General features: G+C 62.4%; 18 protein-coding genes and 1 pseudogene. 5 read left to right on the top strand and 14 right to left on the bottom strand.

Features of this window, described 5'->3' with window-relative positions:
• Positions 1 to 26 precede the first annotated feature (26 nt).
• A complete protein-coding gene (locus tag ACK3SD_RS07835; RefSeq protein WP_481127362.1) occupies positions 27 to 1,628 on the top strand; it encodes a gamma-glutamyltransferase family protein in 1,602 nt (533 codons plus the stop codon).
• Positions 1,629 to 1,630: 2 nt separating this feature from the next.
• On the opposite strand, the gene ACK3SD_RS07830 is transcribed toward ACK3SD_RS07835, so the two are convergent.
• A complete protein-coding gene (locus ACK3SD_RS07830) occupies positions 1,631 to 3,388 on the bottom strand; it encodes a P-loop NTPase fold protein (RefSeq protein WP_481127361.1) in 1,758 nt (585 codons plus the stop codon).
• Positions 3,389 to 3,771: 383 nt separating this feature from the next.
• Here ACK3SD_RS07830 and ACK3SD_RS07825 point away from each other — a divergent pair, with 383 nt between their 5' ends.
• The gene (locus ACK3SD_RS07825; protein ID WP_481127360.1) at positions 3,772 to 4,680 is read left to right on the top strand and encodes a dihydrodipicolinate synthase family protein; all 909 of its coding nucleotides are present in this window, start codon (positions 3,772 to 3,774) and stop codon (positions 4,678 to 4,680) included.
• A 3,513-nt stretch (positions 4,681 to 8,193) separates the two neighbouring features.
• Here the strand turns inward: ACK3SD_RS07825 and ACK3SD_RS07820 are convergent.
• From ACK3SD_RS07820 to ACK3SD_RS07800, 5 genes are all read right to left on the bottom strand, one after another.
• On the bottom strand, positions 8,194 to 10,530 hold the full coding sequence (locus ACK3SD_RS07820; protein ID WP_481127359.1) for a TonB-dependent receptor domain-containing protein: 2,337 nt from the start codon (positions 10,528 to 10,530) through the stop codon (positions 8,194 to 8,196).
• Between the two features lie 118 nt (positions 10,531 to 10,648).
• Positions 10,649 to 11,431 (bottom strand): heme ABC transporter ATP-binding protein, encoded by a 783-nt coding sequence (locus tag ACK3SD_RS07815; protein ID WP_481127358.1) that lies wholly within the window; start codon positions 11,429 to 11,431, stop codon positions 10,649 to 10,651.
• Positions 11,424 to 12,428, bottom strand: coding sequence for a FecCD family ABC transporter permease (locus ACK3SD_RS07810; RefSeq protein ID WP_481127357.1), 1,005 nt, complete (start codon positions 12,426 to 12,428; stop codon positions 11,424 to 11,426). The genes ACK3SD_RS07815 and ACK3SD_RS07810 overlap by 8 nt, the downstream gene beginning before the upstream one ends.
• On the bottom strand, positions 12,425 to 13,240 hold the full coding sequence (locus ACK3SD_RS07805; RefSeq protein ID WP_481127356.1) for a heme/hemin ABC transporter substrate-binding protein: 816 nt from the start codon (positions 13,238 to 13,240) through the stop codon (positions 12,425 to 12,427). Before ACK3SD_RS07805 ends, ACK3SD_RS07810 begins: the two co-directional genes overlap by 4 nt.
• A complete protein-coding gene (locus tag ACK3SD_RS07800; protein WP_481127355.1) occupies positions 13,237 to 14,268 on the bottom strand; it encodes a hemin-degrading factor in 1,032 nt (343 codons plus the stop codon). Before ACK3SD_RS07800 ends, ACK3SD_RS07805 begins: the two co-directional genes overlap by 4 nt.
• Before the next feature lie 355 nt (positions 14,269 to 14,623).
• On the opposite strand from ACK3SD_RS07800, the gene fhuF reads away from it, so the two are divergent.
• Positions 14,624 to 15,385, top strand: coding sequence for a siderophore-iron reductase FhuF (gene fhuF / locus ACK3SD_RS07795; protein WP_481127515.1), 762 nt, complete (start codon positions 14,624 to 14,626; stop codon positions 15,383 to 15,385).
• A gap of 105 nt (positions 15,386 to 15,490) precedes the next feature.
• On the top strand, positions 15,491 to 15,841 hold the full coding sequence (locus ACK3SD_RS07790) for a hypothetical protein (RefSeq protein WP_137763015.1): 351 nt from the start codon (positions 15,491 to 15,493) through the stop codon (positions 15,839 to 15,841).
• Between the two features lie 119 nt (positions 15,842 to 15,960).
• Here the strand turns inward: ACK3SD_RS07790 and ACK3SD_RS07785 are convergent, their stop codons facing one another.
• A complete protein-coding gene (locus ACK3SD_RS07785) occupies positions 15,961 to 16,932 on the bottom strand; it encodes a GGDEF domain-containing protein (protein WP_481127354.1) in 972 nt (323 codons plus the stop codon).
• 191 nt (positions 16,933 to 17,123) lie between these two features.
• Positions 17,124 to 18,176: an NAD(P)-dependent alcohol dehydrogenase gene (locus ACK3SD_RS07780; protein WP_481127353.1), complete on the bottom strand. Its 1,053-nt coding sequence runs from the start codon at positions 18,174 to 18,176 to the stop codon at positions 17,124 to 17,126.
• Between the two features lie 395 nt (positions 18,177 to 18,571).
• On the opposite strand from ACK3SD_RS07780, the pseudogene ACK3SD_RS07775 reads away from it, so the two are divergent.
• Positions 18,572 to 19,782 (top strand): annotated as a pseudogene (locus ACK3SD_RS07775) (FAD-dependent oxidoreductase).
• A 452-nt stretch (positions 19,783 to 20,234) separates the two neighbouring features.
• Here ACK3SD_RS07775 and ACK3SD_RS07770 read toward each other — a convergent pair.
• The 6 genes from ACK3SD_RS07770 to ACK3SD_RS07745 form a co-directional block, all read right to left on the bottom strand.
• Positions 20,235 to 20,552, bottom strand: coding sequence for a hypothetical protein (locus ACK3SD_RS07770; RefSeq protein WP_481127352.1), 318 nt, complete (start codon positions 20,550 to 20,552; stop codon positions 20,235 to 20,237).
• 136 nt (positions 20,553 to 20,688) lie between these two features.
• Positions 20,689 to 21,729, bottom strand: a complete 1,041-nt coding sequence (locus ACK3SD_RS07765; protein ID WP_481127351.1) for a LacI family DNA-binding transcriptional regulator — start codon at positions 21,727 to 21,729, stop codon at positions 20,689 to 20,691.
• Entirely contained in the window at positions 21,719 to 22,564 is an 846-nt protein-coding gene (locus ACK3SD_RS07760) for an ABC transporter permease (protein ID WP_137763007.1), read from the bottom strand. The genes ACK3SD_RS07765 and ACK3SD_RS07760 overlap by 11 nt, the downstream gene beginning before the upstream one ends.
• Entirely contained in the window at positions 22,554 to 23,342 is a 789-nt protein-coding gene (locus tag ACK3SD_RS07755; RefSeq protein ID WP_137763006.1) for an ABC transporter ATP-binding protein, read from the bottom strand. Before ACK3SD_RS07755 ends, ACK3SD_RS07760 begins: the two co-directional genes overlap by 11 nt.
• Before the next feature lie 30 nt (positions 23,343 to 23,372).
• Positions 23,373 to 24,089, bottom strand: a complete 717-nt coding sequence (locus ACK3SD_RS07750; protein WP_137763005.1) for a M24 family metallopeptidase — start codon at positions 24,087 to 24,089, stop codon at positions 23,373 to 23,375.
• A 3-nt stretch (positions 24,090 to 24,092) separates the two neighbouring features.
• Positions 24,093 to 25,106: an ABC transporter substrate-binding protein gene (locus ACK3SD_RS07745; RefSeq protein ID WP_137763004.1), complete on the bottom strand. Its 1,014-nt coding sequence runs from the start codon at positions 25,104 to 25,106 to the stop codon at positions 24,093 to 24,095.
• Positions 25,107 to 25,227: the final 121 nt, after the last annotated feature.

Genomic DNA, 25,227 nt, shown 5'->3' with positions numbered 1-25,227 from the left:
GCGCCGGGCCACTAAAGGATCTGAGTATGACCCCTGAAATTGATTTCGATGTTGCCTACCCCTCCCTGCGGCCACCGATGATGGGTCGCAACGCCGTGGCGACCTCACAGCCGCTGGCGGCGCAGGCCGGGATGCGGATGCTGCAACTGGGCGGCAACGCGGTGGATGCGGCGGTCGCCAGCGCGATGGCGCTGACGGTGCTGGAGCCAACCGGCTGCGGCATTGGCAGCGACGCCTTCGCCATCGTCTGGGACGGCAAACAGTTGCATGGCCTGAACGCCTCTGGCCGTTCGCCAGCGGGCTGGACGCCGGACTATTTCGCTGGCCGCGACTCGATGCCACAACTTGGTTGGGACGCGGTGACGGTGCCGGGCGCGGTGTCGGCCTGGGTGGCGCTGGCGGAGAAGTTTGGCCGCCTGCCGCTGACCACGCTGGCACAGCCAGCGATTGAGTACGCGCGCGACGGCTTCCCGGTGTCGCCGCTGATTGGCCGCCTGTGGGCGCGCGGCGTCGAGCGGCTGCATGACCAGCCCGGCTTTAGCGACTGCTTTGCACCACAGGGGCGCGCACCGGCTATCGGCGAGATCTTCCGCAACCCGGATCAGGCCCGCACGCTGGCGCTGATTGCCGAGACGCGCGGTGAGGCCTTCTACCGGGGCGAGCTGGCGGAGAAGATCGCTGCCTTCAGCGCCGAGCATGGCGCGGCACTGACGCGGGAGGATCTCGCGCGCCACCAACCGGAGTGGGTGGAGACGTTGGCGCGGCCCTTCGCCGGCGGCAGCGTGCATGAGCTGCCGCCCAACGGTCAGGGCATCGCCACGCTGATGGCACTGGGGATGCTGGAGAAACTGGGCGTCGGCAGCCAGCCTCCGGACGCGGTGGAGACCCTGCACCTGTCGATTGAGGCGATGAAGCTGGCGCTGGCCGATCTCGACCAGCATATCGCTGACCCGGAGAGCATGTTGGTAGAGGCGCGCCACCTGCTGTCGGATGAGTATCTGGCGGCGCGCGCGGCGTTGATTGATCGCCAACAAGCCAGTGAATTCCGCTACGGCGCGCCGCGTCAGGGCGGCACTGTCTACCTGACCAGCGCCGACGCCGACGGCATGATGGTGTCGTTTATCCAGTCCAACTACATGGGCTTCGGCTCTGGCGTGGTGATCCCCGGCACCGGCATCAGTATGCAGAACCGCGGCCACGGCTTTGTGCTGGAGCCAGGCCACGCCAACTGCGTCGCGCCCAACAAGCGCCCGCTGCACACCATCATCCCGGCCTTTGCCCTGGACAGCGACGGCCAGCCGTTGCTCTCCTTCGGGCTGATGGGCGGGCCGATGCAGGCGCAGGGGCACCTGCAACTGGCACTGCGCATGATGCTCTACCGGCAGAACCCGCAGGCGGCAGTGGACGCGCCACGCTGGCGCGTGATCGGCGGCCGTCGGGTGGCGGTGGAGTCCACCTTCGACCGTAACACCCTGGCGGCGCTGCGGGCGATGGGCCACCAGATTGAGGTGGAGGATCCGCTGCTCGGCTACAACTTCGGCGGCGCACAGGTGATCCAGCGCCATCCGCAGGGGCACTACGTCGCCGCCAGCGAATCCCGCAAGGATGGGCAGGCGCTGGTCGTTTGATGTCAGGTACGGCCAGGGGGCGGTGCGTCCCCGGCCGTTTCATCCCGCGGCGAGATACCAAAATTTTTGGCCCGCAGGCGATTTAATTTATTCTGCGCAGCCAACGTTTGCAGAACGGCTGTTACCGTCTGTTTGATCTGTGCCCTCTCCGTGGCTTGGGCAGCCTGAAAAATCGGCCTGTTCCCTGACGTATTCACCGGCTTGTAGGCCAAAAAGGATGAGATAAAGCGGGCCAGCGCCTCCTCCGTGCTATTTTCAAAAAAGGCTTGAAAATCCTGCTCGCTGGCACGGGCCAACACAAAGTAATCATTATCTTCCAGTCTGGTCGAATGCTGCTTGAATTTCTCAAACACCTCCTCCAGTGAGCTTGGCTTGGAAGGTTGGCGATGGATCTTGTCAAATTCTGCTTTCAGGTCCGCATCTATTTTTTCCAAATCTTCGCGCCGCCATGACGTTGACGTATTGAACAGCCTGTCGTCTGCCTGATGCGCCGTGATATAGCATTGGATGATATTATCTGCCTTGACGTTTTCATCCATTTCGCGCAGGAAAACCACGGCCCGGTTAAGTTGCTGGGGCGACAGGTGTTGGCTATGCTGGATGACACTCTCGAAGACTCCTTCAACTATCTCAGCTTGGTTATTGGCAAATCCCAGATTGATACGTTTCATGGCATTGGCAAAACTTTCACTGGCCTCATGACTCTGAAAATAGGCGTTGAGATAATCGGCCTCTCTTTCCAGAGCCTGCTCATCCATATAACCTGTGCTGACAATATCCGCCAGTGTCCGGTCAAAATCTTGGGTATCCTGATAATTGTAATTGGCCAGCAGCCCGTGCCACTGTAAATGTTTCTGCTCGGAAGCCTCCAACTGATCATCATCAGGCTGGGCATCAGTCTGCCGCCCATCGGTCGGGTCATACTGCAATAAATAGTCGTAATCAGGCACCGTATCATCACTCTCCGCGCTATAGTGGCTCCAGGTAAAGAGCGCCAGACTTTGGAGTGCCCGCTCTTTTACCGGATGGCTATACTGTGCCAGCTTCGGATAAACTTGGTTGGCGATATCATCTATTTTTTTCAGCGTCCGCATATTGTTAATACCTAACTTAATGGTGTAACGCTTTAACGCATTATGATAGGGTTCTGATCCAGCAAATACAATATTAGCACTGTAACTCGCTTCGGGGGAGAAACTGATCTCCTTATCGACTATTTTCTCACGGTACTTACGGTAATCCTCTAACCCCTCCTCGCCATCATTCAGCAGCATCAGAATATGGCAGTTCCGCTGCTCTTTTAATAAGGAGATAAGGCCCATCACATCACGTAAACTCAGGGATTGACCACGGCGCTCAATGTCATCAATGCAGATCACCACCCCCTCAATGCTCTGAAAAGCAACGCGCTCGACTATACCAGAGTAATTCTTTACGAAAGGGATGTCTTTTATAAAACCTACCAACTTATTTGTTCTGGCCGTTATTTTTACTTTTTCACCCTCTTCAGCCATAGCCTCTAATTTTATCAAATCACTAAATAGGTCAGCTTTAAGATCGTTTAATGAATTAATGCCAAACAACGAAACATATACATACTTCTTCTCGTTTAATTCTGGATTTTCGCGCTTGGCTTTTTCCAGGCACCTGTTCCATGTATAGGTTTTCCCTACCCCCCAGGCACCTTTAATCGCCAATACCTTTATGCGGGTTGAGGCTAAAAATCCTTTAATTTCCGTTTCGATCGGCAACTCAGCCATGCTTATCTCCTTGTCTGTTTACGCTATTATCAAATAGTTGGGCAATATCCGCACGTTATAACAGGTGAAAAATATTTGATAATAAACGCTTGCAGAAATGTGGTCTTCCTGTTATCCGCGTATTTTTACTGTAAGTTTAGAAAATAGGCAAAACTGACACTTGCGGTGAAGTGGATAGTTACGCCATTTTATTACAGGCCTACATGACATCATCGCCTTTACGATAAAATTTCGTGGCAACGTCACCGGCTAATCCTGTGACCCCCCTTCCACTTTTCACCGTAACTGCCTGCAACCTTTGCCACCGCACAAATTTTCCCCAGCGGATGCTTTATAACTAAAACGCTGTTCCAAAACCTGCGCCCTTTGATATGGAGACGATTATGGCTACCCCACGTTTTTCCGGCGTCATCCCGCCGGTGCCCACTATCCTGAACGCTGATGAGCAACTTGACCGCCGCGGCATGGCGACGCTGATTGACCATGTGATTGCCGGCGGCGTCAACGGGGTATTTTTCCTCGGCAGCGCTGGCGAGTTTGCCCACATGAGCACCGCGCTGCGCCATGAGGTAACGGAGTTCTGCACCGATTACGTGGCGGGCCGCGTGCCGGTGCTGATTGGCGCCGCCCACCCCGGCACTGCGGAGACGCTGGCGCTGACCGAGCACGCCCACCGCTGCGGTGCGGATGGCGTGGTGGTGGTGAATCCTTATTACAATCCCCTGTCAGAGGAGAACCTCTGCCTGCACTACCAGACGCTGGCCGAGGCCTCGCCGCTGCCCATCCTGCTCTATAACTTCCCGGCCCTGACCGGCCAGAACCTGCCGGTATCCGTGATTAAGACGCTGGCCGAACGCTGCCCAAACATTGTTGGGCTGAAGGACACGGTGGACACCCTGAGCCATATCCGCGAAACCATTCAGGCGGTGAAACCGGTGCGGCCCGATTTCGCGGTATTCGCTGGTTATGATGAGTACTTGTTCGGCACCCTGATTCTGGGCGGCGATGGCTGCATCCCGGCCAGCGCCAACTTCGCGCCGGAGCTGACCTGCGGCATCTACCGCGCCTGGCAGTCCCAATCCTGGGAGACGCTGATCGGCCTGCAACAGCGCCTCTCCTTTATTCCACCGCTCTATAGTCTGGATACGCCTTTCTATAATGTGGTGAAGGAGGCGATCCGCCTGACAGGCGTGGAGATCCCGGTGCACTCGTTGCGCCCGGCCCAGCCGCTCAGTGCTGAGAAGCGCGAGATTGTGAGGGGGGTATTGCGGCAGAGCGGCCTGTTAGCCTGACCGGCACCGCGCGGGCGTGGCGGGCGCCCGCGGCCGCGCTAGGGGCGGGGAAAATTTTCAGGCATTGCGATTGCCTTTGGCCTCGCTGGGGCCGGAGAAGGGTTCAGGCACTCTTGGGTGCCTGTGGCCGCGTCAGGCCGGAGCAGGGCCTGCCGGCGCGCCGGCCCTGCACCACGCGGGCGTGTTAACCTTTGGTTTGTCTCTGTATTTTTCTGTCTTTGGCTTTTGTGGTTATTTTTGGCTCCGCTTAGGCCGGAGAAGGGTTTCGGTTGTTCGAGTTCATTTGTCTACCTGTACGCTTGCGCCTCAACCGAGCAGGGCCTGCCGGCGCGCCGGCCCTGCACCCGCGCGCTCTGGGTGCCTCGGCTAATTATTGCCCGCTACCGCGGGTTCCCTCCGTCAGCTTCCGGCCTGTCGGGCCGCGGCAGACGCGCTCCCAGCGCGACTGCCACTTTCGCGCACATCCCTGTGCGCTCACCCGGCCCGGAATCCTCCGTCGGCAATAATTGAACGCCCCCACCTCCTCTGCAAATTCTTGGCTATGTGAGGAAAGAATTGGGGGGATTTTTATTTGTGGGATGCTGTGGGTGAGGCTTGCTGTTGCCTGTTGCCGCGTTTAGGCCGGAGCAGGGTTTCGGTTGTTCGGGTTCCTTTGTCTACCTGTACGCCTGCGCCTCAACCGAGCAGGGCCTGCCGGCGCGCCGGCCTGCACCACGCGGGCGTGTTAACCTTCGGTTTGTCTCTGTATTTTTCTGTCTTTGGCTTTTGTGGTTATTTTTGGCCTCGCTTAGGCCGGAGAAGGGTTTCGGTTGTTCGAGTTCATTTGTCTACCTGTACGCTTGCGCCTCAACCGAGCAGGGCCTGCCGGCGCGCCGGCCCTGCACCCGCGCGCTCTGGGTGCCTCGGCTAATTATTGCCCGCTACCGCGGGTTCCCTCCGTCAGCTTCCGGCCTGTCGGGCCGCGGCAGACGCGCTCCCAGCGCGACTGCCACTTTCGCGCACATCCCTGTGCGCTCACCCGGCCCGGAATCCTCCGTCGGCAATAATTAAACGCCCCCACCGTTTTGCAAATACTTGGCTGTGTGAGGGGGATTATTTAGCCATTGTGGGTGCCTGTGGGCGCGCTTAGGCCGGAGCAGGGTTTCGGTTGTTTGGGTTCCTCTTTCTACCTGTGTTCCCGAGCCTCAACCGAGCAGGGCCTGCCGGCGCGCCGGCCCTGCACCCGCGCGCTTTGGGTGCCTCGGCTAATTATTGCCCGCTACCGCGGGTTCCCTCCTTCAGCTTCCGGCCTGTCGGGCCGCGGCAGACGCGCTCCCAGCGCGACTGCCACTTTCGCGCACATCCCTGTGCGCTCACCCGGCCCGGAATCTTCCGTCGGCAATAATTAACGCCCCCACCTCCTCTGCAAATTCTTGGCTATGTGAGGAAAGAGTTGGGGTGGTATATGGGGAAATTATTTCTATTTAAAGGTTTCTGGATTCTATGCGGCTGGGTATGTGGTGTTTAAGTCTGCCGTAGACAAAAAATACAATCAGCTCCACAGCCAATCCATTCCCCCTTCCAATATAAAAACTCCCCCAACTATTTCCTCACATACTCACAGCGTGCAGAGGAGGTAGGGGCGTTAATCATTGCCGAGTGGAGGCGCAGGGCCGGGTGAGCGGGCAGGACGCCCGCGAAAGGGCCAGCCGCGCCGGGAGCGCGTCTGGGCCGGCCCGAAAGCCCGGAGACGCAGCGAGGGTCACCCGCGAGAGCGGGCAATGATTAGCCATTCCCCCAAAAGCGCGCGGGTGCAGGGCCGGCGCGCCGGCAGGCCCTGCTCGGTTGAGGCTTCGAGGTCAAAGCAGAAAAAGGAACCCGAACAACCGAAACCCTGCTCCGGCCTAAGCGCGCCCACAGGCACCCACGATGGCTAAATTATCCCCCTCACACAGCCAAGCATTTGCAGAAACGGTGGGGGCGTTAATCATTGCCGAGTGAAGTCGCAGGGCCGGGTGAGCGGGCAGGACGCCCGCGAAAGGGCCAGCCGCGCCGGGAGCGCGTCTGGGCCGGCCCGCAAGCCCGGAGACGTAGCGAGGGTCACCCGCGAGAGCGGGCAATGATTAGCCATTCCACCCCAACGCGCGCGGGTGCAGGGCCGGCGCGCCGGCAGGCCCTGCTCGGTTGAGGCTGCGAGGCTCAGGTAGAAAGATGAACCCGAACAACCGAAACCAGTCTCCGGCCTAGCGGAGCCACTGGCAACCACGATGCCTAAATCATCCCCTCACACAGCCAAGCATTTGCACAATGGTGAGGGCGTTAAATCATTGCCGAGTGAAGTCGCAGGGCCGGGTGAGCGGGCAGGACGCCCGCGAAAGGGCCAGCCGCGCCGGGAGCGCGTCTGGGCCGGCCCGCAAGCCCGGAGACGCAGCGAGGGTCACCCGCGAGAGCGGGCAATGATTAGCCATTTCACCCAAAAGCGCGCGGGTGCAGGGCCGGCGCGCCGGCAGGCCCTGCTCGGTTGAGGCTCCGAGGCTCAGGTAGACAAAGGAACCTGAACAACCGAAACCCTGCTCCGGCCTAGTGAGGATACAGGCAACAACAATGCCCTCACGACACTCCACATATATAACGAACTCCCCTATTCCTTCCTCACATAGCAAAGGATTTGCACAATGGTGGGGGCGTTAATCATTGCCGAGTGAAGTCGCAGGGCCGGGTGAGCGGGCAGGACGCCCGCGAAAGGGCCAGCCGCGCCGGGAGCGCGTCTGGGCCGGCCCGCAAGCCCGGAGACGCAGCGAGGGAACCCGCGAGAGCGGGCAATGATTAGCCATTCCACCCAAAAGCGCGCGGGTGCAGGGCCGGCGCGCCGGCAGGCCCTGCTCGGTTGAGGCTCGGGAGCACAGGTAGAAAGAGGAACCCGAACAACCGAAACCCTGCTCCGGCCTCAGCGAGGCCAAAAATAACCACGAAAGCCGAAGCAGAAAAAGGAACCCAAACAACCGAAACCCCTCTCCGGCCTGACGAGACTACAGACAATGATAATGCCCCCGCGACACTCCACATATATAACGAACTCCCCTATTCCTTCCTCACATAGCAAAGGATTTGCACAATGGTGGGGGCGTTAATCATTGCCGAGTGAAGTCGCAGGGCCGGGTGAGCGGGCAGGACGCCCGCGAAAGGGCCAGCCGCGCCGGGAGCGCGTCTGGGCCGGCCCGCAAGCCCGGAGACGCAGCGAGGGAACCCGCGAGAGCGGGCAATGATTAGCCATTTCACCCAAAAGCGCGCGGGTGCAGGGCCGGCGCGCCGGCAGGCCCTGCTCGGTTGAGGCGCCGAGGCACAGGTAGAAAGAGGAACCCGAACAACCGAAACCCTGCTCCGGCCTCAGCGAGGCCAAAAATAACCACGAAAGCCAAAGCAGAAAAAGGAACCCAAACAACCGAAACCCCTCTCCGGCCTAGCGAGGCCAAAAGCACCCGCTATGCCTAAAACCTTTTCCTAAAAAGTGGAAATTGCCAACCCCCCACTGGCTCAAAACTCCACATTAACCCCCAGCTGTACGCTGCGCCCTGGCTGCACCGAGAGCGCTTGATTGTACTGATCCTGCAACCCGGTGTCGGTCAGGGTGCGGCTGCTCAGGTAGTCCCAGTACTTGCGATCGGTCAGGTTGTAGATGCCGCCGCTCAGCTTCACGTTGCTTGCCACCTGCCAGTAGGCAGTCAGATCCACCAGCGCGTAGCCGGGAATGCGCTGGTAGGTGGTGTTGCTATCGGTGATGGCCGTGCCGGTGTTGGCGTAGCTCTGGCGACTGGTGGCGACGGCGCGTTTGCCCTTCACCAGCGTGGTGGTCACCGCCCCGCCCCATGCACGGTCGGGCGCGTCCCAGCTCAGGCCAAGGATCGCCTTCATCGGCGGCACGCTGTCCAGATCGACGTAACGATCACCCAGATAGCTCGACTTCGACTGGCCTTTGCTGTAGCCCCAGCCAAGGGTCGCGCCTAGTCCGCGCAGATCGTCAAACCAGGTGCCGAAACGGATCTTGCTGACAAACTCCGCGCCATAGATATAGGCCTTGTCGCGGTTCTCCTCTTTATAGACGGTATAGATATTGCCCGGCACCGTGGCGAATACCTCCGGGCTGGTGGTACGCGAGTAGCGCGTCTCGGCAATGAAGTTCTTATAACTGTTGTAGAACAGCGCGCCGTTGATGCTCACGCCCGGCACTGCCTCGCCCTTGATCCCCCACTCGAGGTTGTTGCTGGTCTCGGTCTTCAGATCCGGGCTGCCAATCAGCGCGTACTGTGCCGGGCCAGCATAGTTGGAACCCAGGTTCCAGCTGCCATAGAGCTGGCTGGCGTTGGGGAACTGCGCGCCGCGCTTGTATTGCAGGTAGGTGTCGAGCGTCGGCGTCAGGCTGTAGATCAGGCTCAGGGAGGGGAGCACCTGGGCATCGCTGTTGGTGCCGCCATACAGTGCGGCCACCTCGCCCTCATCCAGTACCGCGCTGTTGGCGGTCAGCGACGAGAGATTCTGCGCCTTGGTATTCTGGTAGGCGTAACGCACGCCCGGCACCAGCGCCAGTTCATGGCCGGCCAGATCGAAGGTGATACGATCCTCGGCAAAGGCGCCAAATGCCCAAGTGCGGCTGTCCGCTTCCGGCTGCATGATCGCTGCCCAGCTGTTCTGCACCGGATCCTGACTGAACGGGCGCTCGGTCTTGCTGGTTTTGCCGTTCAGCCCCCAGCGCAGCGCATGGCGGCCAATCGCCTTCTCCATCTGCGTGTCCAGCCCATAAGTGGTCACGTCATAGCTAGAGAGCACACGCTGCGCCGCGGCGGCGCTGGTGGGCATCAGGGTATTGTCGTGGGCCTGCGTGGCCTGCCGGTAGATCTGCGTATCCACCCGATCCACCAGCAGGTTATCCGCCGGTACCCAGGTATCACGCAGGCTGAGGCCAAGGCGGCGCGTCTCGCTGGTCTGGTGGGCGGTGCCCAGGATGCTGCTGCCCGTATCGCTCCAGCTGTCATACTGGCTGTGGCGGGTCTTATGGTAGTAATCGAGGGTGCCGGAGAGGCGGTGCGCCTCGGTGGCGAGCCAGGAGCCAGATGCCTGCACGGCAGTGGAGTGCCAGTTCTCCGGGTAGCTCTGGATCTCGCCGCTGTTATTGCGCGTCTCCTGACCGTCGCGACGGCTAATCACCAGCATCCCTTGCAGATCCGTGTCACCACCGGCCAGCGTCAGGCCGTTGTGCCAACTGCGGTCGGCGGAGTCATAGTCGCTCTGGTAACCGACATAGTGCGTCTTGCCGGGGCGCAGATAGTGGTCGGCGGATTTCGGGCTGAAAGAGACTACGCCGCCGAGGGTGTTGTTGGCGACATCCACGTCAGTGGCACCGGAGGCGATCTCCACCTGCTGATACATGTAGGGATCGAGGTAGTCGCGCCCAATGCCGAAGGTGTTCAGCCCAGCGCGCCCGGCGTAGCTGCGGCCGGTGGCCTGCGGCATCTCCATGCCATCGACGTCAATGCCGACGCGGTTGGACTCCAACCCGCGGATGTTGTAACCGGTGTAGCCAGCGCGGTCAAAACCGCTCTTGCCGGAGGTGCCGCCGCCCGCGGAACCAGTGGCGCTCACCAGCGGCTGGTAGCGCATGATGGTGCCGAAATTGTTGCCGCCCTGTTGCTGCAACGCCTCGGCGCTGAGTGTGGTTTTGCTGCCCGCCTCGCTCTCCACCTTCGGTGACAACACCGTCAGCTGCTCGCCCTCGTTGACGCTGGCACTCTCCGTCGCACCCTGTGCGCCCATGCTGCCCAGCAGGCTGGCAATGGCCAAACTGAGGCCGGTTTTTCTGGTATTGAAAGACATCATTAACCTTCACATCAATGTATTGGAATAATTGCCTTGCCGGGCGAACCGCGTAAAAAGGGTATACGAAGCCCGCCCCGGCGAAGGGGTGCGTTATAGGTACATCATGGTTACTGCGACATTAGGGGTTCAGGAACAGTACCGGCGAATCCCCCATCGGGTGGCGGCCCATCGTCAACTCCGCCTGATAGCATTGCGCCAGTCGGCTGGCCTCCAGCACCTGAGCCGGGTGGCCGTGCGCCACCCGTTGCCCCTGTGCCAGCAAAAAGAGTTCATCTGACCAGAGCGCCGCCAAATTGAGATCGTGCAGCACGCAACAGACCGTCAGCGGGTAGCGCTGGGTCAGCTGCCGGAGCAGGCGCAACAGGTGCTGTTGGTGGTGCAGGTCGAGCGCCGAGGTCGGCTCATCCAGAAATAGCATCCCCTGCGGCCCCGCCGGATGCCAGAGCTGCGCCAGCGTCTGGGCGATGCGTACCCGCTGCTGCTCGCCGCCGGAGAGCTGGCGGTAGCGGCGGCCAGCCAGCAGGTCGCAGCCGGTCAGCGCCATCACCTCCTCCACCACCGCCGCGCTGCCGCGCAGCGGCCAGGGTGCGCGTCCCATCTGGATCACCTCGTGCACCGCAAAATCAAACGCCAGTTGGCTCTGCTGGCGCATCACCGCCCGCTTGCGTGACAGCGCTGCCAGCGGCCACTCGCCAAGCGGCGTGCCCTCCAGCAGACAGACACCCTTGCAGGGTGACAGGTAGCCGCCCAACAGCCGCAGCAGTGTGGACTTGCCCGCGCCGTTGGGGCCGATCAACGAGATCATTTTCCCGGCGCCAAACGACAATGAGATCCCGGTGATCAGATCCCGCCCCTGCGCGCGGTAGTGCAGATCGCGGGCGCACAGCAGCGGCTCAGCCATGATCGTCTCCCCGGCGGCGCAGCATCAGCCACAAAAACCACGGTGCGCCGAGCAGGCTGGTGATCAGCCCGACCGGCATCTCCGCTGGCGCGACGGCGGTGCGTGCCAGCGTATCGGCCAGCAGCAGCAAAATTGCGCCCAGCAGCGCCGAAGCAGGCAACAGCGCGCGGTGATCCGCCCCGAGCGCCAGCCGCGCCAGATGCGGCACCACCAGCCCGATAAAGCCGATGATGCCGCTGGCGGCCACCGCCGCTGCCGTCAGCAGGGCGCTGAGGATCAGCAACCAGCCCTGGGTCTGCCGCACTGGCACGCCGAGGTAGTGCGCCTCCTCATCGCCCAATTGCAGCAGGTTGAGCCGCCGGGCGTAAAACTGGATGCCACAGGCCGCCGGAATCACTAGCGTCGCCACCGCCAGCAGTAGCGGCCACTGCGCCTGCCCCAGACTGCCCATCCCCCAGAGCGACAGCTGGCGCAACTGCTGGTCACTGCTCAGCCAAGAAAGCAGCCCGGTGAGCGCCCCCGCCAGCACATTAATGGCAATCCCTACCAGCAGCAGCCGCGCGACCGGCTGCCGCCCGCCCTGACAGAGCAAAAAGATGATCAGCGTCACCAGCAGGCTGCCAGCGAAGGCCGCCAGCGCCGGGGCGTAGAGCGCCGCCATGCCGCTAAGCGGCAACGGCAGCAGGATGCTGAGCGCCACCGCCAGCGCCGCGCCGCTGCTCACCCCCAACAAACCGGGGTCAGCCAGTGCGTTGCGGAACAGTCCCTGCATCACCGCGCCGGAGAGCGCCAGCGCCAGCCCGACCAGCACTGCCAGCAGCACGCGCGGCAGGCGGATCTCAAACCAGATGCGCCACAGCCCCGGCGACTGCTGGCGTTGCCAGGGCAGTGACAGCGGCAGGCGCAGCGTGCCGTAGTGCGCGGCCAACAGTGTCAGCCCGGCGAGCAGCGCCAGTAGCAGCCAGAGCCTGTGCGCCGGAAAGGCGGCGCGACTCACCGCAGTGCCTCGGCCACCGCGCGCAGCTGGCGCACGGCCGCCGGCGTCTGCGGGCCGAAGCCGAGCAGCGCCATGTCATCCTGCACCAGCAGACGCTTCGCCTGCCCCGCCGGGGTCATCGACAGCCCCGGCAGTGCCCAGATCTGCGCCTGCCCGCCGAGGGTGCGCACGCCATCGGTGGTCACCAGCACCAAGTCCGGCGCGGCGGCGATCACGCCCTCCGCCGACAGTGGCTTGTAGCCCTCGATGCCCTGCATCGCATTGCGCAGCCCGGCGGCCTGCAACACCTGGTCGGCGGCGGTGTGCTCACCGGCCACCAGCGTGCTCATGCCGCCGTGGCTCATGATGAACAGCACCCGCACTGGCAGGGCGCGGTAGTGCATCTGCGCCAGCTGCCCGCGCAACTGGTCGCTGAGCACCTGCCCTTGCGCCTCACGGTGCAACGCCTGCGCCACCGCCTCCACCTTATCGGGGATCGCCGCCAGGCTCTCCGCCTCCGGCACCGTCACCACCGTCACGCCGCTGCGCTTGAGTTGCTCAAACACCAGCGCCGGTGAGGCCGCCGCACTCGCCAGCACCAGCGAGGGCTGCATCGCCAAAATGCCCTCGGCATTCAGCCGGCGCATGTAGCCGATGTCCGGCAGCGCGGTGGCCGCCGGCGGCTGGGTGCTGGTGCTGTCACGCGCCACCAGATCCGGTGCCGCACCCAGCGCATAGGCGATCTCCGTGACGTCGCCACCTACCGTCACCACCCGCGGCGCGGCAGATACGCCGCTGGCCAGCAGCAGCGCGCACCACAGCAGCCGCCTCATGCCACTGCCCCGGCCGGTTTCACCAGCTGTGCCAGCTGCTCGCGCCAGACAGCCTGCTCCGGCTCACCCTCATGGCGCTGACCATACAGCTGGGCGATCTGGGTGCCGTCGGCCGCGAACAGCTCAAGGCTAGTGACCATGCCATCCGCCGTCGGCTTGCGCGTGATCCAACTCTCGGCAATCTGCTGGTCTTGTAAATGGAGGGTGAAGTGCGGGTTGAAGACGTTCAGCCAGCCATGCATCGGGGTCACCTCGTGGATCGCGCCGGTGAAGATCTGCACCACGCCGCGGTTGCCGACGAAGATCATGATCTCATTGCCACGCTGCTGCGCCGCCGCCAGCAACTGCGCCAACGCGCGGTTATCCACCTGCTGGGCGAGATCCGCGGGCACCGCGCGGAACGCCTGCTGGCGGGTCAACTGGTACTTTTTCAGTAGCACAAAGAATTGGTGGACGTTGGTCATGCCGCGCCAGCCAGCCTCAAAGCCGGTGAGATCCGCTTCGCCGCTGGCCGTCGGCACTGTTGCGTCCAGCGCCAGCGGCGGGTTGTCCGGGGAGGTAAACTGCGCCACCAGCGCCTGCCAGGCGGCAAGGTCGGTATGGGGCGTGGCGTAGATTTTCAGTACCGCATCACCGTGCGTGTCAAAAATTTGCAGGCTGCGGCGCACGCCCTGCGGGTGCGCCTCCTCCAGCGCAAAGGCGCTCTGCCACTGGCCGGTGAACAGACGCAAATCCAGCGCGCGCGGATTGAGCACCAGCCCGCCGTGCGGCGTCAGCGTCAGGTTGCGGTAGTGGCCGATCTGCTCATGCACCGCGTAGGCGTTGCGGGCGAGGGTTTTGGTCTCACCGACCGTCTCCAGCGCCGCCAGCAGCGCCGGGGGAGCCAACGCCAGCCGCACGGCGTCATGGCCGACGCGCGCCGCCGTCAGTTCGGCCTCGCTCACGCCCATCTGGTGGGCCAGATCCCGCGCATAGAGGCGCGGCTGGGCATGTTTCAGGGTCAGGAATTGCGTGTAATAGTCAGCCACGTGAGCCTCCGGCCAAAAGGGTACGCCCCGCCGCCACGGCAGGGGCAAGAATTTTTCGGCATTATAGACCACAACTTAAGTTGAATGTAAATGATATTTATTATCATTAAGGTTTGGCAGGGTATCCCAATCCCCTGTTTTAGTGGGTTTATTTCAACTGGTTCTAAACAAGGTCGCGGGCGAGGGCCAGCTTACGGCGGCAGGCAAGCACGGAGGAAGGGAGCGCACGTTCAGATAATAATACAAATAGAAATCATTATTATTTTCCATCAGACTTTATTACACTGCCTGCACAACGCCGCACCCTATGGTGCGGGAGAGGCTGAACAACTGATTTGTGGTGCCGCGCGTGACAATGCAGACAATCCTGGACTCCTTTGCTGATGGCCCGCTTGACTGGGTCAGGCCCATGTTCATCCCCTACGCCGGGCAAGCCGGGGCGGTGTCGGCCACGCAACTGCTGACGCCAGAGGGCGCGCAGGCCGTGATGGCCAGCTACCTGGCGGCCCATCCGGCCAGCGAGCAGCGCGCGCGCGTCTCCATGTGGTCACAGTGGTACTTCGCCCGTTTGCTGCCGGTCTGGGTGATCATCAACCTCGCCCGCGACTGGCAACTGCCGATTGAAGCCAGCCACATTTGGTTTGAGCTGAATGAGCAGGGGCTGCCGCTGCAATTCATGCTGGCCGGCGATGGCGAGCCGGTGGCGGAGCGCGAGCCGCTGTCCCGCTTTGATGGCATGGTGCAGCACATCGCGCCGCTCTGCCGCATCATGGCGGAGATGGCAGGCCTGAAACCGGGCATCTTCTGGAACAACGCCGCGGTGCGCATCCACTGGGGCATTGAGCAGGCGCAGCTGGTCAACGCCGATGTGCACGCCGGTGAGGCGTTGCTCGCGGCCCGTGAGTTGTGTGACGGCAGTAAAAACCCGCTGTGTGACCCAATGCGCCATGAGATCCCCACCGATGCCACCAGCCCGCGCTACCGCCGCCAGTGCTGCCTGCGCTACGAGCTGTGCGACCATGAGATGTGCCCCTCCTGCCCGCTGTTGCAGGCGGAGAAGCGCCGCCGGCCGGGCGCAAAAAGCGTTATCCTTCAGGCCGCTGCGAAAGCGCACTAAGTTATATAGAAAAATGATTTGATCTCGTGTGGTTATAACGATAAATATTGGGTGGTGCCCGCCGGAACCTGACCGCGGGATGACCCTGACCACGAGGTAACGATCATGAATACGAGCACCCCTGCCCGCGTCTCTGCGTCGTTGAAAGAGGCTGCTGGCCTGCTTAGCGCCAGCCTGCGTTCCATGCTGCTCTCCCCGGTCTCCCAAACCTGGGGCACACTGACTGGCCGTCAGACCCCGTTGGCCGCCCGCATTGTCCGGCGCTATGCCCTGCCCTCCACTCGCACCTTTAGCGTCGCGGAGGGGTTCTTCGGCTTTATCCCGATTGAGTCCTTTGAGAGTGAGCGCTATATCCTGGAGGTCACGCACGATACGCAGACCTATCAGGTGGAGGTGCCGCACCAACTGTTCCTGAGCAGCCGCATCGGGGACATTGTTGAGGTGCATACCCACTGACAGGTCAGCCGCATAAAAAAGCCCCATCAGGAAACTGATGGGGCTGTTGTCATCTATTTGCCGACTCGTTCACATGATCATTTGCTTAACCGAACGGTGTTAGCCTAAAGGCAAATTTTTTATCGTTGGGAGGGCCGTTGGCCGCGTTTTTGCGCATACATCAGCGCATCGGCCTCCGCCAGCAGGCGGCCTATCTCCACCGGATCGCGCCCGTTGTAATCAATCTGCCCGACGCTGTAGCGCAGCGGGTAACCACGGCCATCGCGCTGGTTGTACTCGCCCACCTTCCCCTCCAGCCGCGCCAGCGCGTGCTGCGTCTCCTCGGCGCGAGCATTGGTCAGCAGCACCGCGAACTCATCACCGCCCAGCCTGCCCACCACGTCGCTATTGCGCAGGCTGCACTGGATCAGGCAGGCGAAGTCGCGCAGCGCACGGTCGCCCTCCGCATGGCCGAGGTTGTCATTGATCGCCTTGAACTCATTCAGGTCAAAGAACAGCAGCGACGCTGGCAACCCAAGGCGCTGGCACACCCCCAACGCGTGCTGGCCCAATGTCTCAAAGCCGCGCCGGTTGGAGATCTGGGTCAGCGCGTCCATGGTCGCCAGCTGCATGGCGCTGATCTCCTGCTCTGCCATGCAGGCCAGATCCGTCAGCAGTTGCCGATCCTCCTCCGTCAGGTGGCGCGGCACGGTGTCAATCAGGCAGAGGGTGCCGAGCTTGACGCCATCCGTCACCACCAGCGGGCAGCCAGCGTAGAAGCGGATGTTCGGCTCGCCGGTGACCAGCGGGTTGTCGTGGAAGCGGACATCCTCCTGCGCGTCCGGCACCTCCATGATCTCATTGCCAAGGATGGCGTGGCCGCAGAACGAGATGTCGCGCGGCGTCTCATGCACCTCCAGCCCCTGGCAGGATTTGAACCACTGGCGGTTCATGTCCACCAGCGACACCAGCGCAATCGGCACGTTGAACAGCCGCCGGGCCAGACGCGTCAGGCGGTCAAAGCGCTCTTCGGGCAGGGTATCAAGGATATTGTAAGCACGGAGGGTGGCGAGACGGTGTAGCTCATCAGACGGTTTGTCAGGTAATTGCATAGACACTCTCATTCCTGGTGGTGCCAAGGCGGCGAAAAAATAGCGGAAAAACCTGTTATATCAGAAAGGCTAACGCATCATGGCGCGAAAAGAAAGCAGGGTAGAAGGCGCGAGGGCTGGTTGGGCCGTCCCCGCCTGTCCGCCTCCGGCATTGCACCGGCGGCGGAAGGGCTACGACGGAGTGGGCGGGATTACGCCCGGAGGGAATTCATATCAATCACAAAGCGGTATTTCACCTCACCACGGCTCATGCGGGTGAAGGCCTGCTCAATATTGTTGATGCTAATCACTTCGACATCAGCCGTGATGCCATGTTCCCCACAAAAATCGAGCATCTCCTGGGTTTCACGGATGCTGCCGATGGAGGTGCCAGCAATGCTAAGGCGCTTGAACACCATCGGGGTGATCTCTGGCGCGGCGTGCGGGCTGTCCGGAATGCCGACCAGGATCAGGCTGCCGTTGCTTTTCAGCGTCGCCAGATAGGGGTTGAGGTCATGGGGCGCTGCCACGCAGTTGAGGATCAGGTCGAGGCTGTTCGCCACCGCCGCCATCTGTTCGGCGTCACGGGAGATGACCACCTGTTTCGCGCCGAGGCGCAGGGCATCCTCACCCTTGTGGGGAGAGGTGGTGAACAGCACTACCTCTGCGCCCATCGCGGTCGCCAGCTTGACCGCCATGTGGCCGAGGCCACCAAGGCCGACCACGCCAACGCGCTGGCCGGGTTGCACGTTCCAGTGCTTCAGCGGTGACCAGGTGGTGACGCCAGCGCAGAGCAGCGGCGCGACAGCGGCCGCGTCAAGGTGCTCCGGTACGCTAACCACAAAACTCTGGCTCACCACGATATCATTGGCGTAGCCGCCAAAGGTGGTGCCGCCAAGGATCTTCTCCTCGCCGTTATAGGTGGCGGTGAAGCCCGCGTCGCAATACTGCTCCTCGCCCTCGCGGCACTGCCCACACTGGCCGCAGGAGTCCACCATCACGCCGACACCAACGCGCTGGCCGACCTGGAAACGGCTAACGTTCGCGCCCGCATGGGTGACACGGCCCACAATCTCATGGCCCGGCACCAGCGGGTAGCGGCTCATGTTCCACTCATTGCGCGCCATGTGCAGATCGGAGTGACACACGCCACAAAACTCGATCTCAATGCGCACATCGTCTGCGCCTACCGGGCGACGGTCAAAATGAAAAGGCGCCAGCGGCGCGTCAGCCGACTGGGCGGCATAGCCATAAGATGTTTTCATCGGAATCCCCTTTTTGAAGGGGGCGAACCCTAAACCCTCATGCCGGGTACATCAAGTTTTCACCCGGCAGAAATGTAGCAAAATGTGGCAAAGTTCAGACATCCAGACTGCCGCCCCGACAGAAGACCGATTTTCCCACAGCCACCGGCTCACCCGCGCTGCGCGTAAACCTCCACCCGGCGCCGGGCGGATGAAGAAAGCGCCATCACCGTTACATTGCGTTACAACCCTGCCTTTAAAATCATCAACCCCGTGCTGTTTTTGCCTTGTTTTTCAACGGGCAGAACGAGAGGAGAGGAATTGCTGGCTGATACGTCGCCAATGGCAGCGAGAGGTTGACGGCGTGGGCGTGCCAATGATAATCGTTATCAATACCCTCGAATAAGGCGCATCAGATGAGAGAGAAAGAGCTTCCGCCCCGCCAGACCCAATGTTGCATCGCTGGCGGTGGCCCGGCGGGTATGATGCTGGGCCTGCTATTGGCCCGGCAGGGCATAGAGGTGGTGGTGCTGGAGAAACATGCGGATTTCCTGCGCGACTTTCGCGGCGACACCCTGCACCCCTCCACGCTGGAGGTGATCCACCGCCTCGGCTGGCTGGAGGCGTTTTTGCAACTGCCGCACCAGCGGATGACCCAGTTGCAGGCGGAGATGGGCGGCCAGCCGATGACCATCGCCGATTTCACCCGGCTGCCGACGCACTGTAAATTCATGGCCTTTATGCCGCAGTGGGACTTCCTTAATTTCCTCCGCGCGCGTGCCGAGGCCCTGCCCCACTTTACTTTGCTGATGGAGGCGGAGGTGACCGGCCTGCTGCGCGACGGCGAGCGGGTGAGCGGCGTGGAGGTAGAGACGCCACAGGGCGCGCTGCGTATCCACAGTGACCTGTTGGTGGGCTGCGATGGCCGCCACTCGCGCATCCGGCAGGCTGCCGGGCTGACCAGCGAAAGCTTTGGCACGCCGCGTGACGTGCTGTGGCTGAAGGTGCCGAAGCAGCCAGACGATCCGGCCTGGGCCACTGGTCACCGGGGCGCGCGCAAGAACTTCATCATGATTGACCGCGGTAACTACTGGCAGTGCGGCTACTCGATTGATAAGGGCGCGCTGCCAGTGCTGAAACAGGCGGGGCTGCCAGCCTTTCTGGCACAGGTCAGCGAATCCGCACCCTTTGACGCCGCACGGCTGGCGACGGCGATCCCGGAGTGGGATCAGGTGAAGCTGCTGGTGATCCGCATCGATCGCCTGCACCACTGGGCGCAGCCGGGACTGCTGTGCATTGGCGACGCCGCCCACGCCATGTCGCCGATTGGCGGCGTCGGCGTCAATCTGGCGATTCAGGACGCCGTGGCCGCCGCCAACCTGCTGGCCGGCCCGTTGCGGCGCGGCGTCCCGACGCTGCGGGAGCTGAACCGCGTGCAGCGCCGTCGCACCTTCCCCACCAAGGCCACGCAATTTTTGCAGGTGATGATGACGCGCCGCCCGCGTGATGGCCGCCGTCCCCCGCCCCGATCCGCGCCCTCGGCGGCTGGCTGCGCACCCGCCCCTGGCTCCCCTTTCTGTTTGGCCGGCTGATCGGCGTCGGTTTCCGCAGTGAGTTGCCGAAGTAAACCAAAAAGGCCAGTCAGTGACTGGCCTTTGGCACTCATCGGCATGGCCACGAGGGCCTCAGGCTTTTTTTCCGCCCGGTTTTAGCAAAGCGGGCCGATTGACGTGGTAAGCCTCATTGAAGGTGTAGCGACCATTCTCATATCGCACTTCGCCGCTGTTGAGTTTCTTTCTCAACGCCACACTTGCGGCAAGCTGAAGGCGCTGCCCCTTCTCACCCCGCCGGGGTAGGATCTCTTTCAATAATGCTGAGTAGTGATGACATAGTTTCTTCCTCCCGTAACCACGTCACTGTACGCCTTACATCCATCGAGATGCCGCATCAAACGGCTCCTGGATTTACCCTCCAGCCCTAGCAGGCCATTGTAAATCTCAACCAGATCCGTTCTGCGATCTTGATGGCGATCGCTGGCCGCAGAAAACACATAGGCACCTGCGTGGCACAGTGTAATGGTCATAAATTACTTGCAACGTTAAACAAGACACGTCCTCCCATGACACCCTGATGTTGGATATGGCGAAATCCCAGAAAGTCCCCGGCCACGGGGTTGATCCCATCGAAGGTCACGGCCCCCCTCCCCGTCACTGGCAAGGTGAACGCGGGACGGCGCTGCATCATATTGATTCCCTTGGCTGCGCTAAGATGCCGCGCATTGGGGATGGCCTCAAAACCCACGGCGTAAGGTATGCCTGCCACATTAAACAGACGAGAGATCACATCCTGACCAAAGCTACGGTCAAACGGCGGCAACCAGCGTATTGTCCCAATCACATTACCCCTCCCTGCGTATGGATGTCGGGCGCATTTAACCAGCCCTGCTGGGCTGACTCACATCCCTCACGGCAAAGTTGGAAGGCAGTAGGGAAAAATAGAGAGTATGTTGTAACAAAATGCCGGGCGAGCCGGCTTAGATCTTGCCGACGGAGTGGCGCAACTTCAGGGTGGCGGGGAAATCGGTCTGCATGGGCGGTTGGGGCAGGCAGCCGAGGCGATGCAACAGCAGTTCGGCGGCGGCGCTGCCCATCTGGTGGCCGGACTGGCGCACGGTGGTGAGCGGCGGCGACACCAGCGCGGCAGCGGGGATATCATCAAATCCCGTGACGCTCAGATCGCCCGGTACTGCTATCCCCTGCTGCTGGCAGTGGCGGATGACGCCAATCGCCATCAGGTCATTGGCGCAGAGGATGGCGGTCGGCCACTCCGCACGCGGCTGCGCCAGAATGCGGGCGGCGAGGCGCATCCCGCTCTGTTCGGTATAGTCGCCTGCCAGCAGCGGCATCTTCTCCGGCTCCAGCCCCTGCGCGCGGCAGGCATCATGGTAGCCAGACAACCGCTCCTCGCTGGTCCACATGCCGCGCGGGCCGCTGATGAACAGCAACCGGCGGTGGCCGCAGGCCAGCACATGGCGCGCCAGCTCGGCCGCGCCCTGCCGGTTTTGCGCACTGACAAAGGGGGCAGAAATGCCCGGCAAGCACTCATCGACAAACACCACCGCGCCGCGGCGCGCCAACGCCTGAAGTGACGGGCTGGGCTGGCCGGTGCCGGAGAGGTAGATCACCCCATCCAGCCGCTGGGTGCGCAGCACCTGCGCGTAGTACTCCTCGCGGGCGGTGTCAGACCAGGTCAAACAGAGCACCAGCAGGAAGTCAGACTGGCCCAGCACCAGTTGGATGCCCTCGGCGATGTCAGCAAAAAAGGCGTTGCCCAGATCCGGCGCCACCAGACCAATGGAGGAGATGCGCTGGCTCTTGAGGCTGCGGGCGGCGTTGTTTGGCTCAAAGCCCAACTCGGCGATGGCTTGCAACACCCGCTCACGGGTGCGGGCCGCCACCGGGCGGCCGCTGTTGTTGATGACGGCGCTGACAGTGCCGATGGAGACCTCCGCCTGACGCGCCACGTCGCGGATGGTGGGCCGGGCGGCGGGTGCCTCCGGTGCCTTACCGTTCATCGCGGGCCTGCTCCGCCGGGGTGTCACGCCAGTAGCGGCGCGACCAGCGGCGGGCTTTCGAGCCACTGCGCCACGGCGTCATCAGGTGCTCGGCCCCTACCACCAGCAGGAAGCTCACCACCCCCAGCAGCGCCAGGAAGACGATGGCGGCAAAGGTGCCAGCGGTGTTGAGGCGCGAGTTGGCCTGCAACAGGTAGGCCCCCAGCCCGCCACTGGTAGAGGCCGTCCACTCGCCAATCACCGCGCCAGTGACGCTGAAGGTGGCAGAGAGTTTCAGTGCCGAGAAGAGCGGCGTGTAGGTGGCTGGCAGCTTGACGTAGCGGAACACCTTGGCGCGCGACGCGCCCATCGACTTCACCAGATTAAGCATGTCACGGTCAACCGAGTGCAGGCCATCCAGCACGTTCACCACCACCGGGAAGAACACCACCAGCGCCACAATCACCAGCTTCGGCGCGAGCCCAAAGCCGAGCCAGATGGTCAGCGCCGCCGCGATGGCAATCACCGGCACCGCCTGACTGGCGATCAAAATTGGGTAGAGCACGCTGCGCACCCAGCGCGAGCTATCCATCAACACCGCGAACACAAAGCCGCTCACCGCGCCGAGCAAAAAACCCATCAGGAAGGTGACGAAGGTGATGCGGAAGCCCTCCCAGAGGGTGTCCGAGTCGGAAAGGATATGCTCGAGGGTGCGCTCCGGCGAGGGCAGCACATAGGCCGGGATGTCGAAGGCGCGTACCGCAATGCCCCAGCCGAGCACCACCAGCACCAGGGCCACCACCGGGCCGCCAATCCGCAGCAGCCAGCCGCGCCAGCCGTAGGGTTCAGTGTACATTGGCTCTCTCCTGCGCCGTCAGCGCCGCCTCATCCTGATAGATCAACCCGAGGATCTGCTGCTTCAGCGCCATAAAGGGCGCGCTGGTCAGGCAGGAGAGCGGGCGCGGGCGCGCCAGCTCCACCGGGAAGACCGCATTGACACGGCCGGGACGCGGCGTCATCACCACCACCCGGTCAGCGAGGAAGATCGCCTCGTCAATGTCGTGGGTGACGAACACTACCGTACGCCGCTGCTCCTCCCACACCGTCAGCAACCACTGCTGCATGGAGAGGCGGGTTTGGGAGTCGAGCGCGCCGAATGGCTCATCGAGTAGCATCACGTCATGCTGCATCGCCAGGGTACGCATCAGCGCCACGCGCTGGCGCATCCCGCCGGAGAGCGCCGCCGGGTAGTGGTTGATAAAGTCGCCCAGGCCATAGCGGCGCGCCAAGGCCACGCCAGCACGCCGCTGGGCCTCGCTGGCCCCCCCCTTGAGGGTGGCGCCGAGCACGATATTGTCAATCACCGTCAACCACGGCAGCAGCAGATCCTTTTGCAGCATGTAGCCGACGTGGCCGGTCTTGCCGGTCACGTCCTGCCCGTCAATCAGGATGCGGCCTGAACTGGGCGGCAGCACGCCGGAGATCAGGTTGAACAAGGTACTTTTTCCGCAGCCGGACGGGCCGACCACCGAAATGAATTCCCCCTCGGCCACCTGGAGATCGGTGGGCGCCAGCGCGGTCAGCTCGCCGAACTGGCGCGACACCTGCTCGATCCTAAGTTTTGCTTGGGACATCGGAACTCCTTTCTCTGCTCCAGGCGGGTGCTACAGCACCTCGCACCGCTCACGGCCGAACCACACCAGATCTTCCACCTTCACCGCGATGTCGCCACGCGCGGCGAACGGCTCCACGGCCCAGGCGCCCCACATTGGCGTGTCGTTACCGGCATCAATGAAGTTGTGCAGGTAGGCGGCACCCGGCGTCAGGGAGTGGCCAATGTTCGCCAGCAGGTCGAGCAGCACGAAGCCCTCCGCCTGCAAACGCTGGTGGCTCAGGCCAAACAGCTCGCTGGCTGGCATCCCGGGGCGGCACTGCGCCAGCACCTCATAGTGCAGCGCCTCGAGGTCACGCAACGCCTCGGCGGCCAGCGGGTTGTCGCCAATCACCTTGCAGCGGGTGCAGTCGCCCCAGAACCCCTCCTGGGTAATGGGGTGGACGTCAATCATCAGCAGATCCTGCTCGGCAGCAGCCAGCGCCGTCGGCGGGTGGGTTGGGAAGCAGATGCGCGCGTTCTCGCCCAGCCCGACGTTGGTGATAGTCCAGATGCCAGCGGCATTTTGCGCCTCCAGCGAGGCCCCCACCGCCAGCTCCACCTGCTGTTCCGTCATGCCGGGTTTGGCCGCGGCCAGCCCGGCGGCAGCGGCGGCTTTCGCCATCGCCTGTGCGCGGCGCAGGCCAGCCGGGGCTTCCAGGGCCACGTCCGGCCCCGGTTTATACGTCCATTCCGGCACCCAGCGGGTGCCCGGTTGATGTGCGCTCATGCCCTATTTCCCCTGCGGCAGGAAGTCATTGGTGTAGTACTGCTGCGCCGGCAGGGTCTCTTTGACGATGCCCTCTTGCTTCACGGCGTTCAGCAGGTCGCTCCAGGCGGCGTCGCTCAGCTTCAGCTGATCCGGGCCGGGCTGGCCGAGCAGCGTGATGGTGTCAGCCCACTGCTGTTTGATAAAGGCCGGATCGTAGGCTTTGCTGTAAGCCTTGGTGAAGGCGGTGGTGCCCTCTTCCGGGTGGGCGATGGCGTAGGCGATACTCTTCTCGGTGGCGCGCATAAAGGCTTTCGCCACCTCTGGGTTGTTCTTCAGCCAGCGCTCGTTGCCAGCCAGCATGAAGATCGGGGTGTTCGGCACGCCGTGCTCCACCGCAGGCAGGAATTCTGGCTTCTGTTTGCCGGTGGTGACCACGCCCGTCCCCTCGGCGTTGGTGATGCCGGTGATGGCGTCCACGCGTTTTTGCAGCAGCAGCGGCACGGTGTCATCGGCGGCGGCGACCATTTTGATGTCATTCAGCGTCATATTGGCGCTCTTAAGCATCAGCGCCAGCTGCGCCTTGGTCCAGGCGTCATTGTAGATGCCGATGGTTTTGCCCTTCAGCTCCGCGACGGTGAACTTCTCACCCTGACGGGAGACGATGCCCCAGTTGTTGCCCTGGCCGTAGCGGCCAATGGCGGTGACCGGCGCGCCCTGCTCTTTGGCGAAGATGATGTCCATGACGGTGGTGAAGGCCAGATCCGCACGGCCAGTGCCGAGGAACTTCATGGTGTCAGCCACGGTCGGCGGCGCGATGATGTTGAGGTCAATCCCCTCCTCGCGGTAGAAGCCCTTCTCTTTCCCCAGAATCCACGGGATCCAGAAGCCGTCCGCCACCGGCCACTCCTGCACGAAGTTAATCTTGGTCAGCTCCGCCGCCTGAGCCTGTGGGGTCACCACACCGGCTCCCAGCCAAGGTGCCAGAGCAACCGCCCCGGCCAGCAGCGCGCCCTTCAGGATTGAACGTCTTTGCATCATCTTCTCCATTTGCTTTTCAGTGAATGAGGGGGGCTTCACCGCGTGCTCCGTCCGTCACGCGCAAAGCCAAATCAGCCGCACGAATTATCAGCAATGCGCAGATAGTGAAACGGTTTGA

The sequence above is a fragment of the Chimaeribacter sp. YP20170169 genome (genome assembly GCF_056739715.1).
This window is presented reverse-complemented; position numbering and strand designations above follow the sequence as displayed.